This window comes from Mucilaginibacter gossypiicola (assembly GCF_900110105.1).
Taxonomy (GTDB): Bacteria; Bacteroidota; Bacteroidia; order Sphingobacteriales; family Sphingobacteriaceae; genus Mucilaginibacter; species Mucilaginibacter gossypiicola.
Genome location: NZ_FOCL01000002.1, coordinates 292,303 through 311,412 on the forward strand (window position 1 = coordinate 292,303; position 19,110 = coordinate 311,412).

Genomic DNA, 19,110 nt, shown 5'->3' on the forward strand with positions numbered 1-19,110 from the left:
TAATATTATTTGTCATTATTAAATTTATCAAAATGAAAAGTTCAAGAGTATTATTTTTTGCCCTGGCCCTGGTATTGGGCATGGGGAATACATTGGTAAGTAAAGCAGCAAAACCGGTTAAATCTTCCTTTGCCGCTGTATGGTGGGATTACAACGGCACACAAACGCCGGCCCAGCTGAACGACCCGGCTAATTATTCGTTCAGTTCGACGGAGCCCGTTTGTTCTGCCGGTTCATCAAGGTGTGCGATTGAAGCCGACAGAAGCACCGGTAATCCCAATCAACCCAACCTGGCGACAATCGTTCTGGAAAAGGTTAAACCGTAATACACTGCAATGCAAAAGGCTGATTTTCTCAGCCTTTTGCTTTTTAGTTTTGCGTTATTCCCGTATTGTTGATTACATCCTGAGGGATAGGCCAGGTATACCGGGCATCGTTAGGCATCAGTATATATTTATGGCCATTTACACTTTTTTCTAAAGTCGTCTGATAAGCCGGTTCTTTATTCAGTCTCCTCAGATCGGTCCATCTTAACCCCCTGAAACATAACTCTCTTCTCCTTTCCAGCAAGACCAGTTTCAGCGCTTCGCCGGCATCGTTAGCGGTGAATGGCAGGAACCCCGTTTTCTGATATCGGTTTTTCTTCAACGTATTCAGATCGGCAAGGCAGGCCGTGGTATTGCCTGCGCGGGCATAGGATTCTGCACGGATGAGATACATTTCGTCGGTCGATGTACCACTGAATAATATAATGCTGCCGTCATAACTGCCGTTGAAGGTGAAATAGGGTGTTCCGTTAAGTGCTTTAAAGAACAGTTTTTTACGCAGGTCGCTGGCATCATAAGAGGTATACAGGGTGGTGTCTACAAGGTATTTATTAGGCAGCAGCATTGCCGTTGGAAAAACAATTGCGTAGAAGATCACTTCATCATTGAAGCGCGTAAAAGATGGTGAGGACGTGGGTGTAAGCTGGTTATAGTCTAAAAGCTTGCCGTTTAGCTGAAGGCAGGAATCCGCATATAGCCCGGCCTTGTCATATATCCGCATGCTTAAATAGGTCCTGGCCAGCATGGAATAGGCCGCCGCCTTTCCGGGGCGGGTTTTCGTAGGAACGTCCACGGGTAGGAGCTTTGCTGCAATAGACAGGTCAGCTATTATTTGGGCGTAGCTTGCTGCAACCGTTGAGCGGACCGATTTGGCATTCAGATCCGCGGTATGGCGTAGAACGATGCCGGGATCGGTATTCGCTGTCTGGGCATCATATGGCTTGCAGAACTCCTGGGCCAGCTGGTAGTAGGCGGAACCACGGAAAAAGGAAGCCTGCCCTTTAATATTAGACCATTGTTCTGTTTCATCGCCATACTTACTCACCCCTTCGAGTGCGATATTACTGATGTAAACAATATTGTAGGACAGCGACCAGTCATTCCTGGCATTATCGTTGAATACGTTTCTATCCCAGATATACGTATTACGTTCCGTGAGGGTTCCGGTGGCATAGGTCGGATCGGTAACAAAACCTTCATCAGCCCCGGCCGTCCCGGCAAGAGGATTGCCGGGAGACAGATTATTGGTATTATTCAATATGGCCTGGAAATCGCTGACAGTTACCGGTACCTGTAAAACAGAGGATGGCTTCGTCTCCAATTGTTTTTTGCAGCTGAAAACAGGAATGATCAGCAGTATCAATAAAGTGTGTGTTGTTTTCATGAGTTTGTTCGATGATTAGAAGTTGGCTTTAATGCCCAGGGAAATGGTTCGGGGTGGCTTTACAGAATAAGGATAGTCGGGATCAAGGCTTGTTTTTGTTGCTTTCCAAACCACGCCAAGGTTAGCCGCGTATACATATAAGCCCAGGTGTTTGAAAGGCATGCCTTTAAGTTTTCGCTGGTCAAGGTCGTAACCGAAGGTCATGTCCTGCAGGCGGATATGATCCCCCTTTTCTACATTTGCTGACGACGCGTTATAAAAGGCATCCCGCTGGCTGTTGGCTGGGTACGTCAGGGATGGTACATTGGTTGTTTTTTCATCGCCCGGTTTCTGCCACCGTTTCGCATAGTCGCCGCTAAGGGTGTTCCAGTTATTAAACAGCGCGGTATAGGAAACAGCGGAACGAATAAAGTAGTAGTCCAGTTTGTAGCTGAAGTTGACCGAAAGGGAGAATCCCTTGTAATTAAATGTATTCCGGAGATTGCCGTAATATTGAGGTACGGCTGGTCCGCTGTATTGCAGATCACCGACTTTGGTGTTGTTGAGTATACCGGCGTAGTCTTTACTGACTTTTCCATCCAGGTATCCTTGCGGGTCGCCAGTTTCCGGGTCAAGGCCGGCCCATTTATAAGTGAGTATGGCATAAAGCGGTTTGCCCACAATAGGCGTAACGCTAAGCCCGTTGGCCACGAAATTGGCGCCATTGTCAGAATACTGGTAATATTGTGTTACGTTATTTGAAGTATGATTGAATAGCAGGTCGGTCTGCCATTTGAAATTACCATTCAGGTTATTGGAATGCAGGTTGATCTCCAAACCCTGGCCTTTCATTGCCGCCACATTGCCCTTATATTGGAAAAGATTCGTTGCCGGATTCAGAACGCCTGTGGTCTGGTCAAGGGGTTGAAAGCCGATCAGGTCTTTGCCGTTCTTCCGGTAGTAATCTACCGAACCGGTTATCCTGTTTTGCAGCAAGGCGAAATCAGTTCCTATATTGAGCGTTCCTGTTTTTTCCCAGCGCAGGCTCGGGTTCGGTGGGTTGACCACAATCGCATAGGTTTGTTTTCCCAATGAACTTAAACCGACATACCGGATGGTGGTTTGTGCGGCAAGGGTATTATCGACGTTACCTCCGTAACCGTAGGTCAACCGGAATTTGAGATAGGGTAACCAGCCGATATGATAAAAGCCTTCTTTACTGACAGTCCAGGCAGCACCTCCGGCATAAAGGGGGACACCTTTTTGGTTGCTTTCCACGCCAAACAGATTGGATTCATCCTTTCTGGCACTCAGTGATAGCGAATACCGGCTGTCGTAGTTGTATACTGCGTTAGCATAATAAGAGAGATTGTAGTTCCGGCGCGTTTCAAATTGATTGATATAGGGTATCGTATTATCTATATAGTAAGAATAATTGGATAAAAAATAGCTGGTCTTATAATCGACTTGCTGACTGGTTTGTATATCTGCATTGTAGCCGTAATCTCCGGATAAACGGTACCTGTTTTGGTCCGTCCGGTACTCATAGCCGGCCAGCGCAGTCAGCTGATTTTTGCCCCAGTCCTTTTTATAGTTCAGTTGCAGCCGGAGACTATTCGAGATTAACCGGTTGTCAGACGATTGCAGAATACCGCCAAGGGGAATAGGGAGTGTCAGGCTGCCGTTGGCATTCGTCTGGGTATATTGATTGATCAGGTTACGGGCGAAGTAGCTGTCTTTCCCATACAGCTGACTCCCCTGGGTCTGTGCTGTTTCCAACTGGTATTTAGCTTCTGCTTTAAGTCCCGGTAACACCCGGTATGTAATGCCTGTATTGAATAGGAGGTCGGTCAGGTCCGTACGGTTACTGTTGTTTTGATAGTCAGTTAAAGGATAATAATCCCAGTTCTGAAAGCCTTTGGCTTCAGCATCCTGTTTAAAAGACTCCCGGTAATCCTTGAGCACAGGCAAGGCATTTTCCCGGGCATCAGCCAGGCTGGCATAGGGATAAATACTTTTACTGTTTCCGGTGATTAGCGAGGTGTAATCGTCCCGCCCTGCAATGGTTTTGCTATTGGTCAGGTAAGCGCCAACATCGATCTGCAATTGCTCGGTTGGATAAAAGCTGTTATCAGATCGCAGGTTTAAACGTTCATAGGTACCACTCAGCGCACTTAGGTTATGATCATAACCCGCAGAAAAAACAAAGGCCGATTTTTCGCCCCCGCCACTGATATTTAAGGCGTATTGCTGATTAATACTTTGCCGGAACCAGTATTTCTGGAGATCTTTTCTGACGTCTTGTTGCTTATAGGCCTTGATCTTTTCATTTGCCTGCGCCGTGCTGATCGTGCCGTCACGCTGTGCGATCAATGTCTCTACCACAGGAGAGATTGGCGCGTGCAAATAGGAATTTTCATCATCCGAATAAAAGCCCTTACTAAAAAGCATATTTTCCATATCAACGAAATCAGCAGATGACATTCGCGGGAGGTAGAACATGTCCGGTTTGGCAGCCATAGTAGCATTGGCATTAAAACTGACGGCAAGTGCCTGGTTCTTCCTTCCCTTTTTAGTCGTGATCACGATCACGCCGTTACTTGCGCGGACTCCCCAGATCGATGCCGCCGCGGCATCTTTTAAAATGGTAATGCTTTCTACATCATTAGGATTCAGGTTGGACAGATCGCCATTATAAGGAAAGTTATCAACGACAATGAGCGGCGCGGAATTGGCGAACAGCGTACTTCTCCCCCGGATATTGAGGATGTTTTCCTGCCCGATACGTTTATCAAAGGCGATACTGCTTACGCCGTCCAGCCTGCTCAGCACACCCGTTCCGGTTGCCCGGTTGATCAGGGAACTGTTGATCTGTTCAAATGAGCCGGTTGCTTTTTCCTGGGCCAGGGTCTGGTAACCTGTTGAAACAACTTTAATCTCGCCTACCTGCTGAACGTCGGGCCACAGACGGATATTGATAAAAGAACCGCTGTAGATGACCACTTCCTGGTGCATATAGCCGGGTTTTGCAAAGATCAGGGTATCGGAAACGTGGATGTTCTTTAATGAGAATGAGCCGTCTGTGCCGGAGTATGTCTGGGCTTTTTTTCCCTTTACATGAATTTGTACTTCGTTCAGTGGCTTGTTATTAATATCATGCACAACTCCATCGAGCCGGTCGAAGTTCTTACTGTTACTTTGGGCATTCGCTGGTAAATGAAGTGCAAGGCAACAACATGTCAATAGGATGTTTATATACAGGGATTTCATTTTTTAAGTTTGGGGTTTATCAGGTCGTATTAATAGGTTAATGGCTCCGGCCGGTTATATTCGGCCGGGAGCGGCACGATCAGAAATTGTTTACGCTTGATTTTCTTATAGGCCAGATAGACACCACTGCGCTTTAGGGTTTGGTTCATTTCAGAAAGAGGTATCTTTGCTTTTTGAAAAGCGGCGCTTATATGGAAGTGCTTTCCTGAATCATCGATTAGCAATAATTGACTATTACTGCCCTTTAGCCATTCGATAAATGCAGCCGGGGACAGGTTTGCGATCTTCGTTGTCTTTATATCCAATGATATTTGGATATCAGTTGCGGGTTCCTCAACAGGATTAATCGCGGAAAGCGGACTGAGAATAAGTGCCATCGTATCCTTTTCTACCATCGTGGTCCTGACTTGAAAAAAACGGTCGAGATCCTGGTGGATGCTTTCCCGTGCCAGCAATACGGATGTTCCGGGCAGGTCAAGCTCGTAACAATAAAAATGACTCGTCATGTTGCTGTCAACAGCGGTCGGATCAAATGCTAAATGATCAGCAGCCCGATTGATAATCTGGTCTTTCTCCAGGAATTGGAGCTCTTTAAAAGCCAGCGTATACAACCGTCTTGGATTGCCGTTTGTGGATTTGATCCGGATGAACTGGTGTAGGGTATCTTTTTTTAAACTGGATTCTGAAGGCAAACCCTTGAGGTAGCCTGTGATGATCGACCGGTATCGGAAGACGCTGTCGTTCCCTCCGTTATGATTGACCAGTAAGGGGGTTCGGGAATTGTAATCCATAGCGTCCACTTTCATAACGCCGGTCATTTTTGTCCCGTTTAATTGTTTACTGATCGTTTCGGCTGTGATCTGCCATGCTTCCGTGAAAGCAATGACCTTTCCTTGTTCATCAACCCATACATCATGCGGTAACATGCGATGTGGAAAGATCTTTTGCAGTACCGTGTCCTCAACCACTGATGGGAATTTTAAACCCCGCAGAAATTTATTGGATTGCTGGAATGCAAGGATCTTTTCAGCCTTTTCATAGGTTACCGGCAGGATCACTATCCGGTCCTTAAATTGTTGCTGGAGAGAATCGAGCCGGGGCATGGACGAAATACAAGCCCCGCAAGAGGTAGCCCAGAAATCCAGAATAAGTAATTTGCCTTTGAAGTCAGATAGCTTGGCGGACTTTGTAGGATAATTGATCAGTTTACTGATCAACACATCAGGAACCTGATCCCCTATCTTTAATCCTTGTTGTTGCCTGGCCTGGGCATTGCAGGCCGGTTGCCAGAATAACAGCAAGGCCAGCATTACCAAAATGATCACGCCCAGCATATAAGCCCCTGCATAAGGATGGGGTATTGTATTTGACTCAAACACTTCATTGCCAGTGTTTTTATTTGATTTTTGTTGTTTTCCAAAAGGCCATAGGATGGCAGGGAAGCGAATTTTAAGCTTCATTTTGTTTTCAGTTAAAGTGAATTTTGCAAACTAGAAAGACCCAACAGCGCGCAGGCGATTGGCTATGAGTTTTTATTACTCATTCCGGGGGGCAAATCACTAAAGAAAGGATGTTCCTGACAGTTTGCATACCAATAACAATTAAGGTATAGAACACTGTAAGATGAGTCGGCAGCCGGTGCTATGAAAGTAAGGCGTGGAACTCAACTTACCGTCTTAGAGGCCCTGAGATGCCTGGAAACGAATAAGTGAGCCCACGCCTATAGCGTGAGCATTCCACTTATCCTCCCGTTTCCATTGAAATTTCTCAGGTTTCTAAGACGAGATTTAAGTGCGAATGCTTCTATAAATTCGAAGAATCGCGAATATACTATATCTATCTAACTCTACCGTAAAGCAGGCATTAGCTTAATTTCAAATATAATAAATATTTGCTTTTGTTACAAGATCTTGTAACAAAAATTCATTAAAAAAATTTGTCCTTGGCTATTCATTATGAATGAAGCAAGAGACAAAAAGCGCCTAATTGAATTCGGGGATAAAATCCGTCGAATCCGTGAGCAAAAAGGTCTCAGTCAAGATGATGTTGTCAAACGATGCGATGTTACAAAAGGAAACCTTAGTATGATTGAAAACGGAAATAAAGACTTCTTCTTCACAACTTTATTGGAAATAGCAAAAGGAATGGAAATTGATGTTAAAGAATTATTCTAATCTTTAACATTCATAAGCTATTTTGACTAAAAAAGGAGCTATTTATTATAATCCACAAAATATTTTTTGAAGATATTTCTAGCATCATCTTTGATTTCTTTAGGAATATCAATGGCGTGGCTAAAAGATAGCCTGAAGTAGGGAAGGCCGAAGTTTCCAAAAGATAAAACAATATGAAAGCACATCCGGATATCTTTTATAGCATTATCGGCGAGGAAATCTTTATACTGTTCGTTTAAAACAGCGACATGAATCTCAAAATTCCTTTCCCGGCGATGATAGTCTGATTGGTGCTGCATTTTATGATCCAAATATCCATTTGTTTCGCCCGCACTGATAACATTTATACCGCTTAAATGATAACCAGAATAAGCAAACTTTCATCAACGGGCTTTTGGGAATCCTTTTCATATTAGTCCGGCGGCTCCTTCCGCATGGGCATGGATCTTTAATCGGAATAGGTATGATAACAGCCTCACTGATCATATAGTCATTGATTAAATGAAATATCTTCTCCGTGATCTATAAAGGGTTATGTAAATATAGGCAATAGTTGTTAATCTTGCCGTTGGTACCTAGGCCTTTTTGCAATCAAAAAGTGTCTTTGCTCTTCCGTTGCCACGATATTATTTTTGAACCAATTTCGTAGCTTCGCAAACCAATTATCATTGCCATCTCTTGTTTTTTTACATGGCTCATAAACTTTTTTTATTTGTTTTACTTCCTGTTCTGCAATTAATTGTTTACGGAATGCCCGGCTTTGCCGGCAGTCATGGTTTTGGCTTGTACGCTTTAATGACAATGCTGCCGATCTGTGTGGTTATTTGGATCATTACCAGGGATAAAAATACATCCGATAAAGATTAGTTAAGAATAAAGACCTGTTAATTTCAATGACCTTGCCTGACTTAGTCGTAAATCAGGAAAGATGCTCAATTTGAGCAATGGTCGCTTGCCTGTTTATAAAGTTTGACTTGCTGAATGCTACTGAAGTGGTTATTATCGTTTTTAAAGACAACAGGGCATCTGATATGTCACGTATCAAAGCTTCAAAGTAAGCTCACGGAACGGTACCGGAAGGCAGGCAAGAAACTACGTCTAAGACATCCTAGCAAGGATTGCCGCCCGCTTCTTAAAGGTGTATATGGGATTGTTGTAGTGACCATCATGGAATCCCCTCCATATTATATTGCCACGGACAGCATCAAACGATCTGATTGATTTTAAGTCCACAGAGAATCGCTGTCCGTAGCTGCCCGGCACTATCAGATTTCAATACCCCATATTGTCCTCCCGGCTATTGAAGTACCTCGTCAACCAGTTTTTTCAATTCCAGGTAACGTGCCTGCCGACCGTCGCTTTTCAGGTAGAAGGTCATCAGGAAGGCGGCGTATTTTTTCTGCGTGTCGACCCAGGGATAACTACCGAACAGGCCCGGGCTGCTTACGGTATGAGGCCCCATGATCCACTCTCCATAGCCATATCCGAAATTACCCGCTTCGGCAGGCGAATAGGCTACTTTTACATCTGGAGTAATGCGGTTTATCTGCATCTGGGCAATGCTGGCCTCGCTCAGTATCCTTTTGCCGTTAAAGGTGCCCTTGTTTAATATCATCACCAAAAAGTTCAGGTAATCCTGCGGTGTGCTGACCGCACCGCCGGCCGGAAGGGCTACCTTCTTCTTGCCAAAATCGGTGTTCTGCATATTTAATGGCCGGGCTATCCGTTCCGCAAATAGGGTTTCAAAGTTTTTACTACTTATTTTTTCCAAAACAGCGCCGGCTATCTGCAAACCCGCATTACTGTAGTGAAAAACTTTTCCCGGCTCGCCCTCCATGGGTAATATCGCAATATCCTGAATAGCCTCGTCCATGGAACTGATATTTTTCATCTCCTGCAGGTTTTGCTTTAACGGCGCAGCCTTGATGGCCGTAAGGTGCGACAGGCATTGGGCAATAGTGATATGCCCTTTACCATGCTGTGAAAGCACGGGCAAATATTTGCCGACTGTATCACTTAGCTTTAATTTACCCTCATCCACAAATGTCATGACCAGGGCGGCGCTCAGCCATTTGCTGCAACTGGCAATGGCCGCTCGCGTTTTTACATTGTAATCATCCAGATCGGCGGTTTTACCCTGCTTTTCGGCAACCATCCTTTGCACGAACTTTTGTTTCATGCTCATGTCATTTACGCTATGGTTATAAATAACCTTGCCATCCTGATATACCAGCAGGATAGCCCTGCCGCCCATTTCATGGGTATGTTTATTTAGCCAGGCATCAATATTCTTAAACTCTTGTTGTGCCCGGGCCTTACCGTAGGTAACGGAAAGGATGGTTGCCACGATGATTATTTTAATTTTCATGATGATCAATTATTGCTGGCCATTCTGTCTTTCAGCTTCTCTTTCATTTCAGCTTCGAAGTCCTGGTATTGCTTATACTGACTGCCAGTGAATACCGTTTTTAGCTCCGCGTCTTTAGCCTTTTGCAAGGCTTTGACCTGCCTGAAACGCGAGAACCGGCTGTCATCGCTTTTAATAATGGGTTCAAATTTTTGTGCATACTTCAGGTTGATGACCTGCACTTTTAAAACCTGGTCGGAATCAAGATTTAGTTTGCTTTTCATCATCGAAGTTTGAAACGCAGCCCTTTGTTCGGGCGTTTTGTTTTTGAGGTCGGCAGCTTGTTGCGCGATAGCTATCTGCGTGAAAAACAGGATAGCTATCATCAGTATCATGCTGTATTTTATCTTTTTCATAGTTTAAGTATTACCATTGAATAATGTAGGATACCCCGCTGTTTAAAACCAGTGTAGCTTTATTATCGCCATTAAAGGTAAGCGTGCCATTAAAGTTAAAACTTTTGCCAGATGAGGAAGTACCGCTTATGGTTACGGTCCCTGTTCCTGACAGGATTTTAAGGCTGTTTTTGTCGACAGTGAGGTCTGTTGATTTAATCGTAAGGTTGCTGTTGAATATATACCGGCGACCGATTTTTGATGTTTGACTGCCTGTACGGTTATATGTGATATTTAATACATAGGCCGATGAGATGGGGGCAAGCCCTGCTAACACGAAGCCGCCGGTACTTTTATCATCTGATGACATGCGTGGACCATCATATTTACTGCTGCCCGTAAAGTTAAAAGAAAGCTGGCCGGGTACAGCTCCTGAACAATTTAACAGGTAGTTCCAGTTTAAAGCATAGCTATATGACGGATTGGCCCCACTGACACTCGACCGCGTTATCGACGAGTCCTTTTCGATGCCGCATTGCAAGGTAACGGTTTTGTATAGGGTAACAGAACTGTTTACCTGCAGCGTAAGGCCGCCGGCAGTGGGTACAACGGCGTTTGTTGCCAGTTCGGCAGCATCGGCCTCGGTTACGGTCGCATCGGCCTGGGTTGATGCGTCCTTTTTGCATGATGAGATAGCCAGGCCCAGGCCTGCTGCTATCATTAAACCCAATAAGGTTGATCTGCGTTTCATTGCGTTTTTCATGATCGTAATTGTTATAGTTTGATTTATTAAAAAAAAGAAACGGATTAGTGGTGAACTACGACAACACGCCTTCTTACCACTGCCGGGCCTGCTACAACTACAGCTGGCCTAACTACTACGGTTCTTCTTACCGGTGCTATTACCGGCCTGCGGGTAACTACCACCCGGCGGGCTGATGTACGGACAACTACCCTTGTTTGCGCATCGGCGCTTAGCATACCTGCACATGCCAGGCTTAGGATTAAGATGATCTTTTTCATGTTTTTTTATTTTTAATGAACTGATATAGGTTTGACAATAAGCAATAGGCTGAGTTTTTACTTTGGGGGTGAAGCTTCCGAATACGGCGTTGAACTATCTTTGCTTAGGGCTGAACTCACCGGCTTAAACCAATCTATAAACCCTTGAAATACCAGCTTAAAAGGGTTATGGCTTAAAAAGCCCGTGGTTAATCCATAGCGCACCGGCTCTGTTTCGGGCTGATAGGTATTGAAAAGCCGGTCCCAGATGATCAGTACGCCGCCGAAGTTTTTATCGATATAAATGGGGTTGCTGCCATGGTGCACCCGGTGCGATGATGGGGTATCCATCACTTTTTCAATAACGCCAAGTGTGCCCACAGCTTCGGTATGCATAAAGAACTGGTAAGCCAGGTTAAGTACATAGGATATCACAATAAAATCCGACGGCATACCCAGTAATGCAGCCGGTATAAAAAACAAAGGACTTACAATGGCTGAGAACCAGTTGAGCCGGTAAGCCGCGGTAAGGTTCATGTGCATGGCCGAGTGGTGAATAAGGTGGAAGGCCCACAGGGGTTTCCAGCTATGCGATATGCGGTGAAACCAGTAATAAATAAAATCGGCAGTGATGAAGGTCAGTAAAAATACCCAGCCGTTATGCGGTAATTTTAATGGGGTAATATTGGCAAAAAAGCCCAGCATAGCCAGCTGGTAACCGGCAAACAGGTATTTTGAAAATTGAAATCCTGCAAATACGGTCAAGTTGGCCAGGGTTTCCTTAACCTCGTAAACCCCGCGTTCTTTTTTCCAGCTCCAGATGATCTCGGCGGTTACCAGTATCAGCAGGAATAATAATATGTAAATTCTGTAAGGACCAACTTGATGTCTCATTTTCTTGGTTTTTAAATCACGATATAAAAGTGACTAAGAAAATGTGGATAGGGCTGGCAAAACCTGGTGAGGCTGAAAAAGTCAGGGGTGAGGTGTATTAACTGTTCATCCAGCTCTTAAATTCGGGGACCCGTGCTTTGCTGATTAATATACGCTCGGGTGGTTCGGGCTTAACTTTTATGGAGAGACGCCCGTTGAAATAGAAATCAACTTCAGCTATGGCGTAACGGTTAATAATAAATTGCCTGTTAGCCCTGAAAAACAAATGCGGGTCAAGCTGTTGTTCCAGCTGTTCCATGGTATATTCCATAATATACTGCCGGTCGTCGGTTGTATGGCCATAAACAATTTCGTTAGCAGTATAAAACCAGGTGATCTTAGCCGTTTCAACCGGGATCAGCTTTTCCCGAAAATGTACCAGGAATGTTTTTTTGTATGATCGCGTAAGCTGGTTTATCTGTTCAAGCAGTTGCCTTATCTGTAAAGTGTCGGAAGGTTTTTGTCCGGCTAAAAAAAGGCTTTTGTATTTTTGCAGGGCTCTTTGTATCTCCTGCTCATCAAACGGTTTAAGGATATAATCAATGCCATTATTTTTAAAGGCCTGTATGGCGAAATCGTTATAGGCAGTTACAAATATGACCGGCTTCGAAATTACGGCATTTTTAAATATATCGAACGATACACCATCCGCCAGGCGGATATCCATAAATAACAGGTCATACGCATCGGGGTTCAGGTTAAACCATTCCACCGCATCGGTAACGGAGCTAAGTGTGGTCACTACCGTTGTCCCGGCATCAGCACTGCGCAATAAATGCGCAAGGTTGCGCGCGGTAGCCGCTTCATCCTCAACAATTACAATTCGCAGTGAATTCATGCTTTCAGGGGTAGTTTAACCATAAACAGTTCATTGGTCTTTATAATTTCAATTTCCTGCTGCATCATTATCTTAAAACGTTCATTCAGGTTTGCCAGCCCTATGCCGTTGCTGCTCTCTGGCTGTGGGATCCGCCAAATATTATTACTTATCACCAAATGCTCCTGTTGTATATCCACAACCACTTTTAACGGCTTCATGGCGGTAGCCGCATTATGTTTTACCGCGTTTTCAAGCAGGGGCTGTAACGACAGGTGAGGCAACTTGTAAACTAAATAGGGCTCATATACCTGTATGTCCAGTTGAAAGGCGCCTTCCAGCCGCAGGTTGATCAGTTGTGCAAATGAACGCAGCATGGACAGTTCCGCTTCAACGGTTACCAGGTTAGCTTTTGGTCGTGTTATGGCATATCGGAAAACGGTGGATAATTCCCTTAAGTATTTTTGGGCCATTTCAGGATCCTCCCTGATCACACCCGAAAGGCTGCTCAGAGAATTGAAAAAGAAGTGCGGGTTCATTTGTTCCTTCAGCAATTCCAGCTCGGCAACCATATAGGCACTTTTTAATTGCTGGTTCTCTAACTCCTTAATTTTAGCCTCGCGCATTAATAATATAATTTTAATGATGATGCCTGTTAGCAGGGCGCTGAGTATAAAGCGTGCAAAATAACCACTTCCCAATATCCCCGGCGGTCCTTTATAACCAAAGCAAATACGTTGTATTGCACTGCCCGCAATGATGCATATTAACACAACCACGCTATTGTACAGGAAATAGATGCCGTGTTTTTTTTGATTGCGATATATGGCAAAGTGGCTGCTGCTATTCAGGTTAAGGAAAAACAGCAGCCAGCAAAACACCAGGTTAAATAACACCTGGAAACTCCATTCGCCTAAATTAAAGTGCCAGTAGCGGGCAACTATTCCATTTTCGCGCAAAGCCAGCAGCCTTGGAGAATTCATCATCAGGGCAATTAAAAGGGAACTATACCAGCAAATACGGTTTTCAGTTCTATCCATGGGTGTAAAGCTAATTTACTATTTATTCAATGATTAATCGTTGTCCGGTGAAGCTGAAATATTGGTGGGTGAATTTTATTTAATAAAAAAGTGCTGGGATCAAATAAAGGTTATGCGGTTTTTTGATCCCGGGAATTTTCTGATAAGCTGTAAAAGTTGCCAGGCGGGCATATGATCATAGGCATGGATTCGCCTGTCTGCATGGCAACCTCTATATACATGAAGGGTAATTTACCGGAGGAGTATTCAACATAAAGTGAACTTGTTATTGACTTTGGGGTATTTAAGTTCCCGGTAAATGATTCCACAATTATTTTTAGACGCTATTTTCGCGATGTAAATTTATCATGAAGCCCTTGCCGTAATCTTCTTGAGCCCGGAGATTTTGGACGATGAAAACAGTACGGCATCCGGCATATTGTCGAGTCTGATGGGGCTGAACGCCTGTGATGATACTGGGCACGGCGATGTGATAAAAAGCATTTTTCCGCGATTTCCCTATCAAATATTAGGCGGATAAACCGTTATATGAGGGTAATATAACAGGCTTGTTTTATCTTATCCGCCATCTGGAGGACTATTCAATTGGGAAATTATGATGGAGCAGTATGTATTTTTAAATGATCTGATACTCCGGACTCCGCTCCTCAGCTACAGGGATTATGATTTGAACGCGCTGCCAGATGTCATCAATGATGAATCTTTCAGAGCAGCGCTTTTCCTGGCTAACTTGACGCTATACCGGCTGCTGGAGGCGAAACGTTTTAATTGGTCGGAACTAAGTGCGAAAGAAAGGCTGACCGTATCCCGCTATTATAACCGGATGTGTTTCAGACCTACGCCGTTCGGGGCCTTTGCCGCGTTTTACACCGCTGAATGGGGCAACGATGAGACTTTACTGGTAACGTCCGGTAACAGGAACCGTCTGCACCTTTGGCTGGACCAGGAAATATCCGTCAAGCTGGCGAAGGGCTTGACTGATAGAAATGCGGAGAAGGGGCTGTATTGCTTGAACCCGACCATTTATTTGATCAATCGCGAAGTCCGCTTTGTGAAGACCATCATTAGTAATAAACCTGGGTTTGAATTCTCCGTAGAATCTATGGATGAAAACCAACTGATACGCTCGTTGCTGAAATATATCCGGTCGGAACCAAGGACTGTGTCTGATCTTATTGGACTAATCTGTCAAAAGACGGGATGCAGTTCGGATGATGCGCGGGAATACGTTGATTTTATGATTGATGCACAGCTCATCAGGTCCCTTTGGGAGACCAATATCTCCGGGAAAGATCTGCTGGCCCGCCTGTTGCATGAGGGGCTGGTGGCGGACTCGCCCTTTAAAAAAGACCTTGTTGACCTGCATCAGGCATTAAACGGTATGCGGAGTGCGGATACCCGGGTTCTCAGTCAGTTGAAGGAACGTATCACGGCATTATTACTGACCGAAACCGGCGATGAGCGGTCGCGTCAGGTCTTTTATGTTGGTCTGGAGGGTAAAGTAGCCGAAGGCAAGCTCGGTGCCCATTTTCAGGAGGATATCAGGGGTGCTTTAAGGGCCTTATCATTCCTGGTGCCGCATGTCCGGCCTTCAGGATTGCGGCAATTCATCATTGATTTTAAAGCCCGTTACGACAGGCAGCGTGTTCCGCTGCTACAAGTGCTCGACCCGGAGCTTGGAATAGGTTATGATACCGCGTCCTTGGATAAGGATCAGGCAGATTTATTAAAAGACATAAAATTCAATGATGTTCGTACACGGCACGTACTGGTAGAGTGGACGCCGGTTCACCGGTTGTTATTTCGCAAATGGTGTGAAAACATAGTTCCTGGCTCAGCGCTGGTGATCGATGAAAAGGACCTGACTGACCTGAAGGCCATGGAAAACACGGTTGATTTGCCGGCCTCTTTTCCGGTCATGTTCAGGATATTTGATAGTCAGGTGTACCTGGAATCCGCCGGTGCGGCAACCGCAAACAGCATCATAGGACGCTTTACAATTTGGAGTGAGGAGATTACGCAGATAGCCAGACATATAGCAGAATTGGAACAAGCGGCAACCCCCGACATGATTTTTGCAGAGATCACTCAGCTATCCGGCCATCATGTAGATAACATCAGCCGCCGTCAGGCTATTTATCCTTTTGAGATCCCCGTCAATGCCATCTCTATACTACCGGGAGACAAGCAGCTGCCTTTAGCCGATCTCGTGCTTTCCGTGAGGGATGATGAACTGGTATTGGAGTCGCTGAGTTTAAATCGCCGGGTGATGCCCCGGATGAGCTCCGCTTATAACTATAACCACAACGGGCTTGCTGTCTTTCGTTTGCTGTGTGACCTGCAATACCAGGACATTCAGGCAAACCTGAACCTGGATATGGAACAGCTATTCCCCGGAATGGCCTTTTATCCGAGGGTTAGTTATCGGGGCACGATCCTTTGCCTGGCGAAATGGTATCTTTCCAAACAGCAGATCGCTTACCTGACCGGAGGGGCCCCGGCTGACTTTTCGGTACGTTTAGGCGAAGTTAAGCAGCTGTTAACCCTCCCTGACACCGTTGCCATAACACGGCACGATCAGCAAATTGTTTTTAACCTGTCAGATAAGCTGGATCAGTCATTTTTCAGGGACTGCCTCCGGGGGGCGGAGCAGCTCCTGTTACAGGAGTATCCCATTGCGGCGGGCGATATTGTCCGTCAGGTCAAAGGAAAGCCACTTGCCGGCCAGTTTGTAGCGTTCCTCTTTAACAGTAACATAAAATACCAGGATAAAATAAGCAGGCAAAGCCTTTTGACTGCAGATGTGCAGCGGGACTATATCCTGGGAAGTCAGTGGGTTTATTTAAAGATCTATTGTCATCCCCGTAGTGTCAACCAGTTACTGGTACGGAAAGTGCTCCCGCGGTTACGGGTTTTGGGAAAACAGCGGCTGCTATCCTGGTTCTTTATCCGGTATGTTGATGCCGGGCATCATATCCGTTTACGGCTAAGAATAAAAGACGATGAACTTGGCACTGTACTACAGCAATTGAAGGAGCGTTTAGCCGGGGCGCTCCATTTTCAGTTAGTCCGCGAATACCAGGCCGATACTTACCGGAGGGAACTGGAACGGTACGGAGCCGACATTATTGAGCTGGTAGAAGATCTTTTTTGTGCAAGCAGCGAGATTATACTGGCTTTTATCAGGCGCAGCATGGCCAAAGACTTTCCCTTTTCGTATCACAGCCTGGCATTTGTTACCATTTGCGGGATGGTGGAAGCCTGGTGGGGTTCCCTCGATGAACAGCTTCATTTTTTAAGGCAAATGTCAGGGACATTTTATGCCGAATTTTCGGAGGATAAATCACTGCGTATCGATCTTGATCTCAAATACAGGGCGATCAAAAAAGAAATAAGCGGGCTGCTGAAGGATCATTTATATTTCAGCAGGCTCAGGATCCAAAGATGGGCTGATCTTTTCTATTTGAAGCAAAGCCGAATCCTCGCCTATGCCGAGACATTCCCGGCTGAACGTAAAACGCAGCTTTTAGCTGACCTGATCCATTTGCACCTGAACCGGCTTTTTACCGATAAACAGCGTAATCAGGAGCTGATCGTGTATTATTGCCTTTATAAACAGAAACTGGCGGAGCGGGCGCTCAGTAAATAATCTCCCTTAGTATTTTCTTTTTGTCCTGATCAATAAAGACTTCATTCGTTCCAGGAATGGCCCTTTAAAAGTCCGGCCAAGATTTATTATCCGGTCATTGATCAACGTCACCTGCCCGGGTTCCACGCTCTTGATCTTTTGGTCATTGATCAGAAAGGAATGATGAACCCTTGAAAAGGCGTACCGGGACAGGAAATCGCTGACTTCGGTCATGGTCAGATAAGCCATTATGCGGCCCGAATGTAGATGCAGCCGGACGTAATTCTGCGCGGCCTCTACATAAATGATATCACTGATCGCTATTTTGACCATTTTACCCTTGATTTCGGTGGTAATGAAGAAAAAGTCCTCTCCGGCGGCTGCCGCGGGAGCCTGCCGGATTAAAGCGGCCTTTTTTGCTTTTTTAATGCTCTTGAGAAAACGTTCGTAACTGACCGGTTTAAGCAGGTAATCGAATGCCTGCTTTTCGAACGCTTCTACCGCGTATTCAGGAAATGAGGTTGTAAAGATAATTTCCGTATGCAGGCTGGCCAGCCCGGCAAACTCCATACCCGACAGTTCAGGCATATCCACGTCCAGGAAGGTCAATGCCGGGGAATCGGTTCGGGTAACCTCATTTAAGCCGGTGACGGGGTTAGTCGCGTAGCCGACAAGCTCCAACCCCTCTGTTTGCTCTATATATTGCCGAAGTATTTTAACCGCATGATATTCATCATCCACGATGTAACAGGTTAAGTTCATAATTGCATCTTTAATTCCAACTCATAGCTTTCTTCTTCTTCATGAATGTTAAGTTTAAATTGATGCGGATAACTGTGCTCTAATCGTTTGATCGTGTTTTCAATGCCAATAGACCTGATTCTCCTCCTTTCTGTCTGATTTTTTTTGAGGTTCCAGCTGCGGAAGGTGAGTTCCTGATGCCGGGATATCGTAATGGATAAGCTCGCCTTTTTTTCCGGTACCTTCAGGTTGCCGTGTTTGAAGACATTTTCTGTCAGGGAAAGCAACACCAGGGGAATGATCCTGCAGCCTTCCGCCTCCCCTGTTATTTTTATATCCAATTGCAGATCAAAATCAAAACGATACCGGTTCAGCGTAATGAAATTATTGATCTGCTCCAGCTCATCCCGCAATGCTTTTTTACCGTCAGAATCAGGCTCCAGCATCGTGTAATGCATGATTTCCGAAAGCAGCATCACGCATTTGGCGGCTTCCCTGGAATACTCATAAAAAGTATTGTGGATAAAACTGAGACTGTTAAACAGGAAATGTGGATTGATCTGGTGATGGAGATAGGCGTTCTGTGCGGTAACGAGATCTCTTTCCAGCACGGCTTTTTCTTTTTCAAACGCAAGACGCTTCTGATTAATTATATGGTCCCGTTGCCGGTACTCTATCAATCGTGCCACCGACCAGTATAAAGTACTGATGCTCCAAAAATATAATCCACGCCATAAATTAAGCATAAGATACTTTCCCGCGTGTTCCCAATAGGAGCGAACGATGTGCCGTTCAAGGTCCAGCAGGTGATCCAGCGCAAGCTTGACAGCCAGGTAAATCGCTATTTCGGCTGCAATCCCCATAAAAGCTTTCAGGTAGGACTTATCTCTTTCCGCAAACGAATAAGGTAAAACGAAGTAGGCATTATAGTAGAATAAACCGATGTTTAATATATAAAAAAGCACATAGTCTGCCAGCCGGTAAAAATGCCCCGTTGTGATATAGACAACCCCGATCTCATACAGGGCGAAAATCATCCATCCAAAAAAATGCCATATGATCACCTTTTTTTTC

General features: G+C 45.1%; 17 protein-coding genes. 4 read left to right on the forward strand and 13 right to left on the reverse strand.

Annotated features, from left to right (window positions below; all coding sequences use genetic code 11):
- The first annotated feature begins 32 nt into the window (after window positions 1-32).
- Window positions 33-326 carry a hypothetical protein gene (locus BMX50_RS06465; RefSeq protein WP_091209353.1) on the forward strand — a complete coding sequence of 98 codons (294 nt, stop codon included), beginning with the start codon at window positions 33-35 and terminating at the stop codon, window positions 324-326.
- Between the two features lie 43 nt (window positions 327-369).
- Here the strand turns inward: BMX50_RS06465 and BMX50_RS06470 are convergent, their stop codons facing one another.
- The 3 genes from BMX50_RS06470 to BMX50_RS06480 are packed head-to-tail and all read right to left on the reverse strand — an operon-like array spanning window position 370 to window position 6,419.
- The gene (locus BMX50_RS06470; protein WP_091209355.1) at window positions 370-1,710 is read right to left on the reverse strand and encodes a RagB/SusD family nutrient uptake outer membrane protein; all 1,341 of its coding nucleotides are present in this window, start codon (window positions 1,708-1,710) and stop codon (window positions 370-372) included.
- Window positions 1,711-1,725: 15 nt separating this feature from the next.
- A complete protein-coding gene (locus BMX50_RS06475; RefSeq protein ID WP_091209357.1) occupies window positions 1,726-4,959 on the reverse strand; it encodes a SusC/RagA family TonB-linked outer membrane protein in 3,234 nt (1,077 codons plus the stop codon).
- Between the two features lie 29 nt (window positions 4,960-4,988).
- Window positions 4,989-6,419: a TlpA family protein disulfide reductase gene (locus BMX50_RS06480; protein WP_091209359.1), complete on the reverse strand. Its 1,431-nt coding sequence runs from the start codon at window positions 6,417-6,419 to the stop codon at window positions 4,989-4,991.
- Between the two features lie 495 nt (window positions 6,420-6,914).
- Between BMX50_RS06480 and BMX50_RS06485 the strand changes: the two genes are divergently transcribed.
- Window positions 6,915-7,133 (forward strand): helix-turn-helix domain-containing protein, encoded by a 219-nt coding sequence (locus tag BMX50_RS06485; protein ID WP_091209361.1) that lies wholly within the window; start codon window positions 6,915-6,917, stop codon window positions 7,131-7,133.
- 38 nt (window positions 7,134-7,171) lie between these two features.
- Here the strand turns inward: BMX50_RS06485 and BMX50_RS06490 are convergent, their stop codons facing one another.
- Window positions 7,172-7,432, reverse strand: a complete 261-nt coding sequence (locus BMX50_RS06490) for a hypothetical protein (protein ID WP_091209363.1) — start codon at window positions 7,430-7,432, stop codon at window positions 7,172-7,174.
- A 391-nt stretch (window positions 7,433-7,823) separates the two neighbouring features.
- Between BMX50_RS06490 and BMX50_RS34465 the strand changes: the two genes are divergently transcribed.
- Window positions 7,824-8,000 (forward strand): hypothetical protein, encoded by a 177-nt coding sequence (locus BMX50_RS34465; RefSeq protein ID WP_167667830.1) that lies wholly within the window; start codon window positions 7,824-7,826, stop codon window positions 7,998-8,000.
- 430 nt (window positions 8,001-8,430) lie between these two features.
- On the opposite strand, the gene BMX50_RS06495 is transcribed toward BMX50_RS34465, so the two are convergent.
- The 7 genes from BMX50_RS06495 to BMX50_RS06525 all read right to left on the reverse strand — a co-directional run bounded on the left by BMX50_RS06495 (window position 8,431) and on the right by BMX50_RS06525 (window position 13,667).
- Window positions 8,431-9,501, reverse strand: a complete 1,071-nt coding sequence (locus BMX50_RS06495) for a serine hydrolase domain-containing protein (RefSeq protein ID WP_091209365.1) — start codon at window positions 9,499-9,501, stop codon at window positions 8,431-8,433.
- A gap of 5 nt (window positions 9,502-9,506) precedes the next feature.
- Window positions 9,507-9,896 (reverse strand): hypothetical protein, encoded by a 390-nt coding sequence (locus BMX50_RS06500; protein ID WP_091209367.1) that lies wholly within the window; start codon window positions 9,894-9,896, stop codon window positions 9,507-9,509.
- A 10-nt stretch (window positions 9,897-9,906) separates the two neighbouring features.
- On the reverse strand, window positions 9,907-10,638 hold the full coding sequence (locus BMX50_RS06505; protein WP_091209369.1) for a hypothetical protein: 732 nt from the start codon (window positions 10,636-10,638) through the stop codon (window positions 9,907-9,909).
- Between the two features lie 44 nt (window positions 10,639-10,682).
- Window positions 10,683-10,898 carry a hypothetical protein gene (locus BMX50_RS06510; protein WP_091209371.1) on the reverse strand — a complete coding sequence of 72 codons (216 nt, stop codon included), beginning with the start codon at window positions 10,896-10,898 and terminating at the stop codon, window positions 10,683-10,685.
- A gap of 57 nt (window positions 10,899-10,955) precedes the next feature.
- Window positions 10,956-11,771, reverse strand: a complete 816-nt coding sequence (locus BMX50_RS06515; protein WP_091209373.1) for a sterol desaturase family protein — start codon at window positions 11,769-11,771, stop codon at window positions 10,956-10,958.
- Between the two features lie 97 nt (window positions 11,772-11,868).
- Window positions 11,869-12,648, reverse strand: coding sequence for a LytR/AlgR family response regulator transcription factor (locus BMX50_RS06520; protein ID WP_091209375.1), 780 nt, complete (start codon window positions 12,646-12,648; stop codon window positions 11,869-11,871).
- Window positions 12,645-13,667 carry a sensor histidine kinase gene (locus BMX50_RS06525; RefSeq protein WP_091209377.1) on the reverse strand — a complete coding sequence of 341 codons (1,023 nt, stop codon included), beginning with the start codon at window positions 13,665-13,667 and terminating at the stop codon, window positions 12,645-12,647. The genes BMX50_RS06520 and BMX50_RS06525 overlap by 4 nt, the downstream gene beginning before the upstream one ends.
- Window positions 13,668-14,262: 595 nt before the next feature.
- Between BMX50_RS06525 and BMX50_RS06535 the strand changes: the two genes are divergently transcribed.
- Window positions 14,263-17,316, forward strand: coding sequence for a lantibiotic dehydratase (locus BMX50_RS06535; RefSeq protein ID WP_091209381.1), 3,054 nt, complete (start codon window positions 14,263-14,265; stop codon window positions 17,314-17,316).
- 6 nt (window positions 17,317-17,322) lie between these two features.
- Here BMX50_RS06535 and BMX50_RS06540 read toward each other — a convergent pair whose 3' ends face one another.
- Both BMX50_RS06540 and BMX50_RS06545 read right to left on the reverse strand, forming a co-directional pair.
- On the reverse strand, window positions 17,323-18,057 hold the full coding sequence (locus BMX50_RS06540; protein WP_091209383.1) for a LytR/AlgR family response regulator transcription factor: 735 nt from the start codon (window positions 18,055-18,057) through the stop codon (window positions 17,323-17,325).
- A complete protein-coding gene (locus BMX50_RS06545; protein ID WP_091209385.1) occupies window positions 18,054-19,073 on the reverse strand; it encodes a sensor histidine kinase in 1,020 nt (339 codons plus the stop codon). Before BMX50_RS06545 ends, BMX50_RS06540 begins: the two co-directional genes overlap by 4 nt.
- Window positions 19,074-19,110 lie beyond the last annotated feature (37 nt).

Coding starts and splice junctions, on each gene's coding strand:
- BMX50_RS06465 (WP_091209353.1), top strand. CDS start 33: ATGAAAAGTTCAAGAGTATTATTTTTTGCCCTGGCCCTGGTATTGGGC.
- BMX50_RS06470 (WP_091209355.1), bottom strand. CDS start 1,710: ATGAAAACAACACACACTTTATTGATACTGCTGATCATTCCTGTTTTC.
- BMX50_RS06475 (WP_091209357.1), bottom strand. CDS start 4,959: ATGAAATCCCTGTATATAAACATCCTATTGACATGTTGTTGCCTTGCA.
- BMX50_RS06480 (WP_091209359.1), bottom strand. CDS start 6,419: ATGAAGCTTAAAATTCGCTTCCCTGCCATCCTATGGCCTTTTGGAAAA.
- BMX50_RS06485 (WP_091209361.1), top strand. CDS start 6,915: ATGAATGAAGCAAGAGACAAAAAGCGCCTAATTGAATTCGGGGATAAA.
- BMX50_RS06490 (WP_091209363.1), bottom strand. CDS start 7,432: ATGCAGCACCAATCAGACTATCATCGCCGGGAAAGGAATTTTGAGATT.
- BMX50_RS34465 (WP_167667830.1), top strand. CDS start 7,824: ATGGCTCATAAACTTTTTTTATTTGTTTTACTTCCTGTTCTGCAATTA.
- BMX50_RS06495 (WP_091209365.1), bottom strand. CDS start 9,501: ATGAAAATTAAAATAATCATCGTGGCAACCATCCTTTCCGTTACCTAC.
- BMX50_RS06500 (WP_091209367.1), bottom strand. CDS start 9,896: ATGAAAAAGATAAAATACAGCATGATACTGATGATAGCTATCCTGTTT.
- BMX50_RS06505 (WP_091209369.1), bottom strand. CDS start 10,638: ATGAAAAACGCAATGAAACGCAGATCAACCTTATTGGGTTTAATGATA.
- BMX50_RS06510 (WP_091209371.1), bottom strand. CDS start 10,898: ATGAAAAAGATCATCTTAATCCTAAGCCTGGCATGTGCAGGTATGCTA.
- BMX50_RS06515 (WP_091209373.1), bottom strand. CDS start 11,771: ATGAGACATCAAGTTGGTCCTTACAGAATTTACATATTATTATTCCTG.
- BMX50_RS06520 (WP_091209375.1), bottom strand. CDS start 12,648: ATGAATTCACTGCGAATTGTAATTGTTGAGGATGAAGCGGCTACCGCG.
- BMX50_RS06525 (WP_091209377.1), bottom strand. CDS start 13,667: ATGGATAGAACTGAAAACCGTATTTGCTGGTATAGTTCCCTTTTAATT.
- BMX50_RS06535 (WP_091209381.1), top strand. CDS start 14,263: ATGATGGAGCAGTATGTATTTTTAAATGATCTGATACTCCGGACTCCG.
- BMX50_RS06540 (WP_091209383.1), bottom strand. CDS start 18,057: ATGAACTTAACCTGTTACATCGTGGATGATGAATATCATGCGGTTAAA.
- BMX50_RS06545 (WP_091209385.1), bottom strand. CDS start 19,073: ATGATTTTCGCCCTGTATGAGATCGGGGTTGTCTATATCACAACGGGG.